Here is a 12722-nt window from a genome sequence, read left to right on the forward strand (position 1 = left end):
TGACTCAGGCGGCGTAGCAGAGCACCGCGGGGTCGGCCGGCACCGGGGCGCCGGCCACGGCAGCGTGCACGGGGCGGACGCTCGCCGCGGCCTGCGAGCGGTTTCGCGCGAAGACGACGAGGCGCAGCACCACGAACCGCGCGACACCGGCGAGCGCGGATGCGGACAGATAGACCACCTGCTCGAGCACCGCACCGGGCGCCGCCACCAGCTGCTGCAGGACAAGCATCGCCACGCAGGTCGCCGCGTACGCGGCTGCCGCGGATCCGGCCGACTGTGCGTGCTGGCGCCAGGTCGCGCGCCCGCCGGCTCCGAAGGTGAAGCGGGCGTGCAGCTCGGTGGCGAGGAGCGTGGAGACCACCGTGATCAGGGCGTTGGCCAGGACCCAGGGAATCCAGGCGGCGAGACCCGCCACGGCGAAGCTGGAGGCGATCCCCACCCCGCCGCCGCAGAGCACGAAGCGCGCGAAGGCGGCGAAGGCGCCGGGCGCCTTCTGCTCCTGACTCTGTGCTGTCTCCATGATCCGACCCCCTGGATGGCTCACTCCGTGAAACGCGCACCCTTCGGCCTGCGAGGCCTAAGGGTGCGCCGTTCGTGATGCCATCATGGCACACTAGTGGCGCCATGACGAGTCATTTATGGCGCAGTCCGTGGCGTCGATGGCGTCGCGGCATGGGTGGGGTGGTGAATGTGCAGGTCAGCGATGCGCCGCGACTGCGAGCCGTGGTGCCAACCAGCGGATGCGCCCTAGTTGACGATGGCACCACAGGAGATGTCGATGTCCGTGGAGGTGATCGTGCGGGCCTTGTCGGAGGCCGCGAACGCCGCGGTGGCACCCACGTCGCTCAGCGTCGCTGTACGGAGGAGCAGCGCCGGATGGGTCGAGTCCACAGGCCCACCGCCGAACGCGAGGACCACGCCTGCACCGCGTGCGGTCATGTGGCGGGCCGCGGCCCGGGTGGTGAGGAACTGGGAACGCATCGCGTTCGTGATCGGCCGGAGGAAGTCGCTCACGGCGATGCCGTCGACGTAGGCGTCTTGGCGGTGCGTCCGGCGATGTGGACCCGCGCGCCCTCGCGGGCGAAGGCGCGCGCCACCGCTCCGCCGATCGGCCCTCCGGCCCCGTACAGCACGGCCACCTTGTTCTCCGGAAGTATGTCCCGATCCCTCCTCGTGGTGCGAGTCCGGTGCGGTCCGGATCTCGGAAGGTACGTCGGGACGGGCGCCTGCGGGTCTGCGCGGAGGATGTCCCGGGTCAGGACGACGAAGTCGGCGAGTTTGCCGACGGTCAGGGACCCGCGGTCGGCCTCGAGGAAGTTGGCGTAGCGATCTCGGGGGCGCAGTGGTGTGGCTGCATATCGACGACCTGGGCGGGCGTCGCGCGGACCGTTGAGGGAGCGGGCGTGCTCGACGGCGTCCAGGACGGTGCGGATGCCGCGGTCGCCCGTGGCGTGCACGAAGCACTGGAAGCCCCGGGCGTCCAGCTTCGCGAGCAGTTCCGCGAACTCGTGCGGGGGACAGAACGTGTCACCCCGGTGCCGCCGCACCCGGCGTACGGCTCCAGGAGTGCGGCCGTGCGCGGCTCGACGACATCGTCGACGTACAGCTTGAGCGGGCCCACCCGCAGCCGGTCGTCGGCAAAGTCCCGCGCGGCCGCCGCGAAGTCGTCCAGGTCCGCGTGGTTCGTCCCGCGCGGAGGGAAGAGCACCAGCGTCGGGCACATCCTGTACTACTTCGGCAGCAAGGACCGCCTGCTGCTCGAAGCGCTGCGCTGGAGCGAGGCCGCGCTCGCCGAGGAACGCCGCGCGCTGCTCGCGGGCCGGACGGCACCGGAACTGGACCACGGCTGGCAGCAGGACCTGGAGGCGCTGGTCGCCCAGGGCGCGGACCGGGGCGTGCTCACGGCGGACGATGCCGCGGGCCGTGCCGGTGAACTCCTCGCGCTGCTCGACGGCCTGAGCACCCGTGTCGTCCTGGGTCAGCGCGGCGCGGACCGCGGGGGAGCACTCGCCTCGGCCCGCTCGACGGCCGAGCGGCTGATCGGACGGCCCGAGCCCACCGGCGCGTAGCCCGAGCGGCCGAACAGGCAGGTCATGACGGGCCCGGAGCGTGGCAGTCTCCAGGCATGACCGAAAGCGCAAACCTCCATGTGACTCATCCTCGGATCACGGTCCTTGGCGTCAATCCCGGCCGACCCCCCTTCCGCATCGTGGAGATCGACGGCGAGGTGGTCGGCGAGGCCACGGGGCTCGTCGACGTACTGGAGGTCGCCGCCCGGGCGGGCGTCATCGTGCACGACGCGGATGATCCGGAGGTCGTGCACTGGGTGGGCGGCGACAAGTTCAAGTGGAAGCCGAGCTGACGCGTTCACGGGGAAGCTCAGCTGACGGGGTCAAGTGGAGGCCGAGCTGGAGACGGCGGATCCGGAGACGTGGGGGCCGTCGTCCCCGGACCGCGTGGGAGGGTGCGGATCGAGGTCGTAGATCCGTGCGAGCAGCTCCGCCTCGTTGCCCGTCAGGCCCGCGCGGCGCAGCGCCTCGTCGGCCTCGGCCATGGGCCCGGCGAGCAGCGAGGCCGCCGCGGCCGATGGGACGGGGCCCGTCAGCGCGGCACGTGCGGTGTGCAGCAGCCGCAAGCAGGCCTGGGCGGCGGCCAGTTCAGGGGTCGGCGTGCTGGTCATGGCAGAGCTCCTTAGCGCGGGTCGGTCCGGCCGGCGGTGCGCACCGGTGGACCTTCCACTCTTGCGCATGGGTCTGACAATCGCGGTTCGGCAGGGCCCCGAATGGGCGCGGGGCTGTACCGATGTGCGGCTCCGCCGCGAAGGGGGTCCCCCTGTTCGAGCGAAGCCGAGAACTTGGGGGAGCGACCAGCCACGACGGACCCGCAGACGAATACCGCACTCCCCGCGGAGCGCTAGGCGCGGCGGCTGAGCCGCAGCGTGAGCCCGTCCGGCATGAGGGTCAGACGCTCGGCGACCCGCAGCCGGTAGCCCGGATCGGGGTGCAGGTCGTAGCGGCGCAGCAGCAGACCGAGGACCAACGTCGCCTCGTGCAGCGCGAACTGACGGCCGATGCAGGCGCGGGCGCCGGTCCCGAACGGCTTGAAGACATGGGCGGGCCGCGCCCGGACGGCCGACGGCGCGAACCGGTCCGGATCGAAGGTCTCGGGCCGCTCGCCCCATGCCGCCGGATCGCGGTGCAGCAGCGTCGCAAGGACCAGCGCCCAGGCCCCCTCGCGCATCGGATGCGTGGAGCCGAGCGTCGTGTCCTGCCGGGCCTGGCGGGAGAAGCCGGGGGCGGTGGGCCACAGCCGCAGCGACTCGTCGAGGACGCGGCGCAGATAGCGGAGTTTGGCGACCTGCTCGTACGCGGGTTCCGCCACGTCACCCCAGATCTCGTCGACCTCGGCCTGTGCGCGGGCAAGGACCTCGGGGGAGCGCGACAGGTAGTGCAGCGCGAACGACAGGGCGCCCGACGTCGTTTCGTGCCCGGCGACCAGGAAGGTGATGACCTGGCGGCGGATGTTCTCGGCGGAAAGACGCTCGCCGGTCTCGGGGTGGGCGACCTCCAGCATCCGGTCGAGCAGATCGCCGGTGCCCTGGTCGGGCGCGGCGCGCCGTGCCGCGACGACGCCGTCGACGGTGCGGTTGAGATACGCCATGTCGGCCGTGTTGCGCCGCGTCGCGCCGCGCAGCAGCAGCGGGGCGAGCGCGGGCGGAACGACATTGCGGCGCTGGGCGTAGGAGAGCGTGCCGACCATCGCCGTCACGAACGGATGCGGCCGGGACCGCTCGAAGGATCCGAAGTCGTGCCCGAAGCCGGTGCGGGAGATCGTCTCCAGGGTCAGCTTCGTCATGTCGCCCGGCACGTCCACGGACCGTCCCGCCGCCTCGCGCTCGTCCCAGCGGGCCGTCAACTGCCGGGCGACGTCCAGCATCAGCGGGTGGTAGCCCGCCATCGCGTCACGGCTGAACCCCGGCGCGAGGATGTCGTGCGCCAGCTGCCAGTTGGGCTCGTGGTTGTAGGCGGTGAACAGGCCGTCCCCGGCGACCGGCCGCAGATTGGCGACGCCGAGCCCCACATGCTTGGCGAACCGTGACTCGTCGGCCAGCTCGGCCGCGAGCTCGGCACCCCAGACGAAGACGATCTCCTTGCCGAAGGCCTTGCGGCGGAATATCGGCCCCAGGGCCTGCCCGATCCGCATCGAATCCTGCACGGGTGTACGCACGTTGGCGCCGAGGACATCGCCGATCAGGGGCACACGGCGCGGCGGATGCGGAACGAGGTCGAGCCGCGGCCACCCGAGCTCGGCACTGCGGAACCCCTTGGGCATCGGGGCACCCTCCGGCTCCGCCACCTCGGACAACTGCGCCATGAGTGCCATCTCCCTTGTGCCACGCGCTCGTTGAGCTTGTTGTACGCGGATTCAATAAGGCACTTCAGTCTGGTCCCCCTGTTGAATCCACGTCAAGTAAGGTGCTCGCATGGCCGTGAACCCGCAGGAACGCACGCGCCGCAGACTCAGCACCGAGGAGCGGCGCGAGCAACTGCTCACCGCCGGGGCGCGGCTCTTCGCACAGAATCCGTACGACGACGTATGGGTCGAGCGGGTGGCGGAGATCGCCGGTGTCTCACGCGGCCTGCTGTACCACTACTTCCCGACCAAGAGCGACTTCTTCGCCGCCGTCGTGCAGCGCGAGAGCCGGCGCATGCTGCGGCTGACGGCCGCGGTCCCCGGGATCCCGGTCCGCGAGCAGGTCACCACGGGGCTCGACACGTTCCTCGCCTACGTCGAGGCGCACGCGGAGGGGTTCCGCGCCCTCCACCGGGCCGAGGCGACGGGTGACCCGAGCGCGCGCAAGGTCTACCGCGAGAGCCTCGCCGCCCAGGAGCACCAGATCCTGCAAGCCCTGGCCGCGGACCCCGAAGCGGCGGCCACCGCACACGACTTGCCGACTCTCCGCCTGGCCGTGCGCGGCTGGCTCGCGTTCATGGTGGCCGTCTGCCTGGAGTGGCTCGAGGAGCCGGACCTGCCCAGGGAAGAGGTGCGGGACCTGTGCGCGAGAGCACTCCTGGGCGCGATCTCGCCGTGAGGCGTGCTCGGTCTGCCACCCGCGCCCCGCACACCGGATCCGAGGGGCGCCTGATGCCGCACGCTGCCGATGCCCCCCGACACGGAGGTTCCCGGATGAGACTGCCGAAGACCGCACACACCGAACGCCCGTGGCGTATCCACGAACTGACTCGCGACTTCCAGGTCGAGGACGTGTGGGCGCTGCCGACCCCCGGCGGGCCCGACGACTTCCCCCGCCTGGTCTCGCAGACCGTCTCCGGGAACTTCCCCGACGGCGCCCCGCTCGTCGTGCGCACGCTCTGGGCGGCGCGCTGGAAGATCGGGAAGGTGCTCGGCTGGGACCGCCCGAAGTCCGGCATCGGCACCCGGGTGGCCTCGCTGCGCAACCGCATGCCCAAGGACCTGCACGACGTCCCGACGGGGCCGGAGTTCACCGCGCTCCCGTTCACCCCGCTGTACCTGCTGGAGCACGAGTGGGCGGCGGAATTGGCCAACGGGACCGTGCATACCGTGATGCACCTGAGCTGGGTCCCGGACGGCTCCGGCGGACACCGCGGCCAGATGGCGGTCCTGGCGAAGCCCAACGGCCTGTTCGGCGCCGCCTACATGGCCGTGATCAAACCCTTCCGGTACGTGATCGTGTACCCGGCACTGATGCGGAAGATCGAACGCGAGTGGCGTGCGGCAGCGCCGTGAAGCGGATGCCGGGACGGCCGCGTCAGCGTTCTCCTTCCAGCTTCGGGGCGGGAGCCATGATGGGGCCATGGCGTTGTCGACGGAGTTGACGGAGTTGTTGGGCGTACGGCAGCCGATCGTGCTGGCGCCGATGGGCGGTTCGGCCGGGGGTGCGCTGGCCGCGGCCGTGTCCCGGGCGGGCGGGCTCGGCCTTGTGGGCGGTGGCCACGGGGAACGGGCCTGGCTGGAGCGCGAGTTGGCGATCGTCGCGGAGGGGACTGCCGAGCCGTGGGGTGTCGGCTTTCTGACCTGGGGGATCGATGCCGATGCGGTGGACCGTGCGCTGGAGTTCCGGCCCGCCGCGGTGATGTTGTCCTTCGGTGACCCGGGCCCGTTCGTCGACCGGATCCGCCGGTCCGACGCGCTTCTGATCGTTCAGGTCACCGACCTGGATGAGGCGAGGCGTGCCGTGGAGGTGGGGGCCGATGTGATCGTGGCCCAGGGGACCGAGAGCGGTGGGCACGGTGCGCGGCACGGGCGGTCCACGTTGCCTTTCGTGCCGCTCGTGGTGGATCTCGCGGCGCCCGTACCGGTGTTGGCGGCAGGCGGGATCGCCGATGGCCGGGGCGTGGCAGCGGCACTGGCCCTGGGCGCGGCCGGCGCAGTCATCGGCACGCGTTTCCAGGCCACCGCCGAGGCCCTGGTCGACCGCTCGATCCGTACGGCGATCATCGAAGGCCGAGGCCAGGACACCGAACGCAACGCCGTGTTGGACATCGCCCGCGGCGCGGGCTGGTCGACGGACAGGTACACCGCCCGCGCACTGAGTCACCCCTATCTCGACCGATGGCGCGGCCGGGAGGCCGAGTTGGCCGGCGACGCGCAGGCGCGTCAGGAGTACCAGGACGACGTGGCACGAGGGGCGATCACGCCCCTGCCGGTCTGGGCGGGCGAGGCTGTCGACCTCATCACCGATGTGCCGTCCGCGGCCGACCTCGTGACCGATCTGGCTGCCCAGGCCGAGGACGCGCTGACCCGTGCGGGAAGGCATCGGCCGAACGACCGGCCACGGGGTTAGGGAACTTCGGCATCCGGCGAAACAGAATCTCTCCGGCTAGCGGGGCTGATGTGCTCCTGGGGTGTGTCCGAAGATACGGCGGAAGACATCGATGAAAGCGCTGGCGGACGACCAGCCGCACCTGTGTGCCACGGTGGTCACCGGGATGTTCTCGGCAAGCAGGACCAAAGCGTGGTACAGGCGCAGTTGGGTGCGCCACTGCGGGAAGGTCATGCCGAGATCGGCCTTGAAGAGGCGGGAGAGAGTGCGGTCGCTGGCGCCGACCTCCCTGCCCAGTGCGGCCAGGGTGCGGCCGTCGGCCGGATTCGTGCGCAGGACCTCGCACACTGCCTTCAGCTGAGGGGTGGTCGGGGTGGGCAGGTGCAGGGGCTGCTGGGGCGAGGCCCGCAACTGATCGAGCAACACGGCCCGCAGCCGCCCACGTTCGGGACTGCCGTCGTGCGGGGTGCGCGTGTGGACGAGGATCAGTTCACGAAGGAGGGGGCCGACTGCCAGCACGGTCGGCTCGTCCAGGCCGAGCGGGTTGTCACTCGCGGGCAGGCCCACCAGGTGCAGCGTGAGTTCGCCATGGGCCTGGTGAGCGTGCACGGTGCCGGCCGGTACCCAGATGGCGCGCGTACCCGGCGCGATCCATGAGCCCGTGCTGGTCGTCACGGCCAGCACTCCCCGGCCTGCGTAGACGATCTGGTGGTCGTCGTGGCGGTGGGCGTCTATGGCGGCCCCGGGGGCCAGCCACTGGGTGCGGGTCGGCGCTACGGGCTCGTGGCGGATTTCCGTCATCGATTGGCACTTTATCGGAAGCGCGACACGTTGCTCGGCGATGACCATGGCGATGTGCCAAGGAAGAAATCAATCATCATGCTGTCGGTCGGCCATGCCTGCGTCGACATCTACCAAGGCGCTGTCGCGTCGCTCGTCCCGTTCTTCGTCGCCGAGCGCGCTTACAGCTACGCCGCGGTCTCGGGCATCGTGCTCGCCGCGTCTCTGCTGTCCTCGGTGGCACAACCGGTGTTCGGCGCGCTCACCGACCGCTGGGCCATGCCCTGGCTCCTGCCGGTGAGTACGATCTTCGGCGGACTGGGTATCGCCCTGAGCGGTTTGAGTGGTTCCTACGCTCTGACGCTGGCGTTCGTGGCGGTGTCCGGTGTCGGGGTCGCCGCCTACCATCCCGAGTCCGCCCGCGTCGCGCGGCTCGTCAGCGAGGGCAGCCACAGCGCGATGGGCTGGTTCTCCCTGGGCGGCAACCTCGGCTTCGCCGCCGCGCCGCTCATGGTCACCGCCGTCGTCGCCTCCGGCGGTCTGCGCCTGTCGCCGCTGCTTGCGGTGCCGGCCCTCGCCGGTAGCGTGCTGTGCCTGCCTGTCCTGCGCGCACTGGAGAGGACAGTGCGCGGCGGCTCCGGCACCGCAGTTGCGACGGGCGCTGACGACAGGGCGTCGTTCGTGAAGCTGTCGCTGGCCGTGGTCTGCCGGTCCATCGTCTTCATCGGCCTGAGCACGTTCATCTCGCTCTACGCACAGGAGCGTTCGGGAGGCGGTACGGCAGCGGGCACCGCGGCGCTGGTCGTGCTCTATCTCGGCGGCGCGGTGGGCTCTGTGCTCGGCGGCAACCTGGCCAACCGCTGGGACCGGGTCACTGTCGCCCGCTGGTCGTACCTCGTCACGGTCGCCGCCGTCGCGGGGATCGTGTTCATACCCGGCCCGGCGATCTACGTGTTCGTGGCGCTGACCTCCGCCGGCCTGTACGTCCCCTTCTCACTGCAGGTCACCCTCGGCCAGGACTACCTGCCCACACGTATAGGCACCGCCAGCGGCATCACCCTCGGGCTGACCGTCAGCATCGGCGGTCTGGTCAGTCCTCTCATCGGCAGCGTCGCCGACGCGACCTCCCTGCGTACCGCCCTGACACCACTGATCCTGATGCCCGCCCTGAGCTGGCTGTTGTTCCGCACACTGCCCGAACCCTCCCCCAAGTTCTCGGCGTAGTCGGTCAAGCCAGGATCTCGACGTACCCGTCGGTTCCGTGCACGCGGATCCGCTGCCCGTCCCGGATCAGCCGGGTGGCCTGCTCCACGCCCACGACGGCCGGCAAACCGTACTCCCGGGCGATCACCGCGCCATGGGTCATCAGCCCGCCCACCTCCGTCACCAGGCCCGCGATTCCGACGAACAGCGGCGACCAGCTGGGGTCCGTGAAAGGGGTGACCAGGATGTCGCCCGCTTCGAGATCGGCCTCCGCCATATCAAGGATGACGCGGGCCCGTCCCTCGACGGTCCCGGCGGAAACCGGCAGGCCGATCAGGGCTCCGGCTGGCACGTCGTCGCGCCGGTACGCCCCGGTGACGGCCTCGCCGTCCGATGTGAGCACCCGGGGCGGTGTCAGCGCGTGGTACGACCGGAACGCGTCCTTGCGCTCCTTGATGAGCCGGTCATCCACCTGGTGCTGCTTCGAGCGCACGACGTCGTGGAACTCCTGGAACGTGAGGTAGAAGACGTCCTCCTTCTCAGGAAGCACGCCTGCCTGTACGAGGCGCTCGGCCTCTTCCAGCAAGGCCTGCTTGTAGAGGAAGCAGCGGCTGACGATGTCGTACTTCGGGTACTCCCGATACCCGATGAAGGTCCTGACCCGGTCGATCATCCGCTTGGCCTCGTCGGCCTTCTGCTCCCCGTCCGGCAGGGCCCGCAAGCGGGACAGCACGTCCTGTTCCTTCTTCTGCGCCTTCTGCCGCCCTTGCTCGAATCGCCGCTGGGCGGCGCCCGGTTCGAAGTTCCTGACGTTGTCGAGGATCACCGGAACGAGCGTGGTGGGGCGCTCGCGCCATCGCGGCCTCGTGATGTCGATCTCGCCGACGCAGCGCATGCCGTACCGGTCGAGGTACGACGCGATGGCGTCGCGCGCTTCGGCCCCGCCCGCGAGCTTCGCCAGCTCGTCCAGGAAGGCGTTTCCCTCGGCGTACTCGACGCTCTGCAGGAACGCGACCACCTCCGGAAGCGGGCGGATCACGTCCGCGACGTCGAGCAGCGCGAGGCCCATCTCCGAGGTGACGTTGTCGGGGGCGGACAGCGTGAGCGTGTCCGCCGCGTTCTTCTCGCCCAGCCACTCCTGCAACTGGTCGTTGAGCCACCACGTGGCCTCCATCCCCGCCATGATCGCCTGAAAGTTCAGCGGATCACTGAGGACTCGTTTGTGCTCCTCGAAGGCCTCGAGCAGGAAGTCGAACAGTGCCGGTCCGGACTTCGTCCGGATGTCGCGCTCCAGGGCGGCGATGGAGGCCTGGCTGCGCTCGATCAGCTCGGTGACGATGGCCGGATCGGTTTCGATCGGGGCGGGCGGTCCGTCGGCCGGCGGTGCGCCGGGACCCGTGTCCGGGAGCGTCGGGATGAAATCGTCGCGGTCGATGACGGTCTCCAGGGCGTCCCTGATCAGCGGATCGCCTCTCCCCATGACGTCCAGGAGGCCGGCGCGGCTCGCGGGCGAGGCCAGGCGCCGGGTGACGTCGACGAACAGCCTCCCGGCGGCCTCGTGCATCGGCACCATGGCCGTCAGCTGCCACATGGAAAACCCCAGGGGCTTCATGGGGTCGGTCATCATCTGCTGATGACCGACGGAGACGTAGACGTGATTCTCCTGGTCACCGGTCTCGGGGACGGGGACGGGGAACAGCGTCGTGATCGGTCGGCTCTGAACGATCTCGAAGCCATCGTCGACCAGGCACCATTCGATGTCCTGCGGCCGGCCGAAGTGCGCTTCGATCCGCCACCCGAGCTGCACGAGCCGCACGACCTGCGCATCTGTCAGGGCAGGTTGCCCCTGCCGCCGCGAGTCGATCGCCACTTCCTGCGTGCCACCGCCCTGCAGGGCGTGAACGGCACGCTGTTTGGCGGCGATCGCCTTGGCGACGACTTCGCCGTCCCGCACCTTGAAGACGTCCGGGTTCACCACGCCGGAGACCAGGGCCTCGCCGAGGCCGAAGCCCGCGTCCACGGTGGCGACCTTGCGGTTGCCCGTGACGGGGTCGGCCGTGAACAGGATGCCGGCCGCATCCGGGAAGACCATCTGCTGCACGACCACGGCCATGTGGACCGTACGGTGGTCGATGCCGTTCCGCTGCCGGTAGGTCACGGCCCGCTCGGTGAACAGCGAGGCCCAGCACCGGCTCACGTGCCGGAGGATCGCCGTCGGCCCCACGACGTTCAGGTACGTGTCCTGCTGGCCGGCGAAGGAGGCCGTCGGCAGGTCCTCTGCCGTCGCGCTGGACCGGACGGCGCAGGCGGCCTGCTCGCCGAGGCGGGCGAGCGCGCCGGTGATCGACGCCGCGAGATCGCCCGGGATGGCAATCCCTTCGATGGTCCGGCGAATCTGCGCGCTGAGCGTGCGGATCGCCTCCCGGTCGTCCGGGTTCAGGCGCGACAACTGATCGAGCCGATCGTCGATCGACGGCACTTCCGCCATGATCCGCCGGAAGGCGTCCGTCGTCACGCAAAAGCCGTCCGGCACCCGGATGCCCACGATCCGCGAAAGACCGCCCAGGTGCGCGCCCTTGCCGCCGACGACCGCAACCTGCGTCTCGTCAACCTCTTGCAGACCCAACACATACTGCTCGATCACTGCGCTACCTCCGAGGCAGCCGAGTTCTCTGGCAAGGAGAGAGCTCTCCTTGCCTTTGCCCTTTGGCTAACGCCTGCTCGCAGCCACGGCGACAATGCCGCCAAGACCGGCGAGCGCCACACACAACGGCGAATACAGGACAGTGTTCAGCCGCTGGAATTCGTCGGCCGCCCCGGAGTTCATGAAGTACCCACCCAGGCCACGGGTGAGCAGAACCAGCGTCAGGCCGTACATGCCGACCAGTCGCAGCCACTCCGGGCCGACCGCCGGGATGGACCCATTGACCATGAGGGTGAGCACGGCGCCACCGATCAGTGCAAGACCCACCAGAATGGTGCTCGATGCCGATGGCATCTCGCCGTCGTCGCTGCCGCCGATCGTCTTGGTGAAGGTCATCGCGTCCTTCAACGGCCAAGGGGAGAACGCCCAGATGAAGTGCAACAGGCCGATTGCCATGAGGGCAATCGTCAACACCACAGGTGCCACAGTGCGGACCATTTTCCATGCCTCCAGCGCAGGCTGACGCGATCTATACGGCCTATCTATACGGCCTCGTATAGATGAGAGCCTAACACCCATCTATACGATGTCGTATAGATGGGTGATCGAAGCGAACGGAGCAGATCATGGCGGTGGCTCGCACCCCGCGTCACAAATGGATCGACGAAGGGCTGCGCGCGCTCGCTGCGGGCGGCCCGGATGCCGTCCAGATCGAGGCGCTGGCCAAGGCTCTCGGCGTGTCCAAGGGCGGCTTCTACGGCTACTTCGCCGACCGACGGACCCTGCTGGAGGAGATGCTCGACCGGTGGGAGCGCGAGGTCACCGAGGACGTGGAGGCGCGCGTCGAGAAGGAGGGCGGCGATGCGAAAGCCCGGCTGCGCCACCTGTTCGCCATCGTCGACAGCGGCGATGGGCTCGATACGGACGTCACGACCGACCTGGCGATTCGCGACTGGGCCCGGCGTGATCCGGCGGTCGCCGAACGAGTTCGGCGCGTCGACAACCGGCACATGGACTACCTGCGTTCGCTCTTTCGCGCGTTCTGCACCGACGAGGACGAAGTCGAGGCCCGCTGCCTCATCACCTTCTCGCTGTATATCGCCGACCAGTTCATGCTCGCCGACCACGGTGATCGCAGCCGTGCGGACGTCCACGAACTGACGACGAGGTGGTTGCTCGACTCTCCGGGCGCCAAGGGCTAGGGCCTGTCCGATGGGTCCTGCCGGGGTCGCGACCCCTGGCACGCACTCCCCCAAGCTCTCGGCTTCGCTCGAGCAGGGAGGTGCCCCC

General features: G+C 69.8%; 15 protein-coding genes. 7 read left to right on the forward strand and 8 right to left on the reverse strand.

Annotated elements, in window-relative coordinates; all coding sequences use genetic code 11:
* Positions 1-4: 4 nt before the first annotated feature.
* The 3 genes from AB0O76_RS40390 to AB0O76_RS40400 all read right to left on the reverse strand — a co-directional run bounded on the left by AB0O76_RS40390 (position 5) and on the right by AB0O76_RS40400 (position 1547).
* Positions 5-520, reverse strand: a complete 516-nt coding sequence (locus AB0O76_RS40390; protein WP_365502082.1) for a hypothetical protein — start codon at positions 518-520, stop codon at positions 5-7.
* Positions 521-747: 227 nt separating this feature from the next.
* Positions 748-1014 carry a hypothetical protein gene (locus AB0O76_RS40395; RefSeq protein ID WP_365502084.1) on the reverse strand — a complete coding sequence of 89 codons (267 nt, stop codon included), beginning with the start codon at positions 1012-1014 and terminating at the stop codon, positions 748-750.
* Positions 1011-1547 (reverse strand): hypothetical protein, encoded by a 537-nt coding sequence (locus AB0O76_RS40400; RefSeq protein ID WP_365502086.1) that lies wholly within the window; start codon positions 1545-1547, stop codon positions 1011-1013. Before AB0O76_RS40400 ends, AB0O76_RS40395 begins: the two co-directional genes overlap by 4 nt.
* A gap of 27 nt (positions 1548-1574) precedes the next feature.
* Between AB0O76_RS40400 and AB0O76_RS40405 the strand changes: the two genes are divergently transcribed.
* Both AB0O76_RS40405 and AB0O76_RS40410 read left to right on the forward strand, forming a co-directional pair.
* Positions 1575-2069 carry a TetR family transcriptional regulator C-terminal domain-containing protein gene (locus AB0O76_RS40405; protein WP_365502088.1) on the forward strand — a complete coding sequence of 165 codons (495 nt, stop codon included), beginning with the start codon at positions 1575-1577 and terminating at the stop codon, positions 2067-2069.
* Between the two features lie 56 nt (positions 2070-2125).
* Positions 2126-2362: a hypothetical protein gene (locus AB0O76_RS40410; RefSeq protein WP_365502090.1), complete on the forward strand. Its 237-nt coding sequence runs from the start codon at positions 2126-2128 to the stop codon at positions 2360-2362.
* 30 nt (positions 2363-2392) lie between these two features.
* Here the strand turns inward: AB0O76_RS40410 and AB0O76_RS40415 are convergent, their stop codons facing one another.
* Both AB0O76_RS40415 and AB0O76_RS40420 read right to left on the reverse strand, forming a co-directional pair.
* Positions 2393-2680 (reverse strand): hypothetical protein, encoded by a 288-nt coding sequence (locus tag AB0O76_RS40415; RefSeq protein ID WP_365502092.1) that lies wholly within the window; start codon positions 2678-2680, stop codon positions 2393-2395.
* 233 nt (positions 2681-2913) lie between these two features.
* On the reverse strand, positions 2914-4374 hold the full coding sequence (locus AB0O76_RS40420) for a cytochrome P450 (RefSeq protein WP_365502094.1): 1461 nt from the start codon (positions 4372-4374) through the stop codon (positions 2914-2916).
* A gap of 109 nt (positions 4375-4483) precedes the next feature.
* On the opposite strand from AB0O76_RS40420, the gene AB0O76_RS40425 reads away from it, so the two are divergent.
* From AB0O76_RS40425 to AB0O76_RS40435, 3 genes are all read left to right on the forward strand, one after another.
* Complete coding sequence (locus AB0O76_RS40425; protein ID WP_365502096.1) at positions 4484-5092, forward strand: helix-turn-helix domain-containing protein; 609 nt, start codon at positions 4484-4486, stop codon at positions 5090-5092.
* Between the two features lie 95 nt (positions 5093-5187).
* Positions 5188-5769, forward strand: a complete 582-nt coding sequence (locus tag AB0O76_RS40430; RefSeq protein WP_365502098.1) for a DUF2867 domain-containing protein — start codon at positions 5188-5190, stop codon at positions 5767-5769.
* A gap of 67 nt (positions 5770-5836) precedes the next feature.
* Complete coding sequence (locus AB0O76_RS40435; RefSeq protein WP_365502100.1) at positions 5837-6826, forward strand: nitronate monooxygenase; 990 nt, start codon at positions 5837-5839, stop codon at positions 6824-6826.
* 36 nt (positions 6827-6862) lie between these two features.
* On the opposite strand, the gene AB0O76_RS40440 is transcribed toward AB0O76_RS40435, so the two are convergent.
* Positions 6863-7606, reverse strand: a complete 744-nt coding sequence (locus AB0O76_RS40440; protein WP_365502102.1) for a helix-turn-helix transcriptional regulator — start codon at positions 7604-7606, stop codon at positions 6863-6865.
* A gap of 54 nt (positions 7607-7660) precedes the next feature.
* Between AB0O76_RS40440 and AB0O76_RS40445 the strand changes: the two genes are divergently transcribed.
* Positions 7661-8809 (forward strand): MFS transporter, encoded by a 1149-nt coding sequence (locus AB0O76_RS40445; RefSeq protein ID WP_365502112.1) that lies wholly within the window; start codon positions 7661-7663, stop codon positions 8807-8809.
* 4 nt (positions 8810-8813) lie between these two features.
* On the opposite strand, the gene rph is transcribed toward AB0O76_RS40445, so the two are convergent.
* Together rph and AB0O76_RS40455 are read right to left on the reverse strand one after the other, a co-directional pair.
* Positions 8814-11432 carry a rifamycin-inactivating phosphotransferase gene (rph, locus tag AB0O76_RS40450; RefSeq protein ID WP_365502104.1) on the reverse strand — a complete coding sequence of 873 codons (2619 nt, stop codon included), beginning with the start codon at positions 11430-11432 and terminating at the stop codon, positions 8814-8816.
* A 66-nt stretch (positions 11433-11498) separates the two neighbouring features.
* On the reverse strand, positions 11499-11888 hold the full coding sequence (locus AB0O76_RS40455; protein WP_365502106.1) for a DUF3995 domain-containing protein: 390 nt from the start codon (positions 11886-11888) through the stop codon (positions 11499-11501).
* Positions 11889-12058: 170 nt separating this feature from the next.
* Between AB0O76_RS40455 and AB0O76_RS40460 the strand changes: the two genes are divergently transcribed.
* Complete coding sequence (locus AB0O76_RS40460) at positions 12059-12634, forward strand: TetR/AcrR family transcriptional regulator (RefSeq protein ID WP_365502108.1); 576 nt, start codon at positions 12059-12061, stop codon at positions 12632-12634.
* Positions 12635-12722: the final 88 nt, after the last annotated feature.

It is taken from the genome of Streptomyces sp. NPDC086554, assembly GCF_040686095.1.
Classification (GTDB): Bacteria; Actinomycetota; Actinomycetes; order Streptomycetales; family Streptomycetaceae; genus Streptomyces.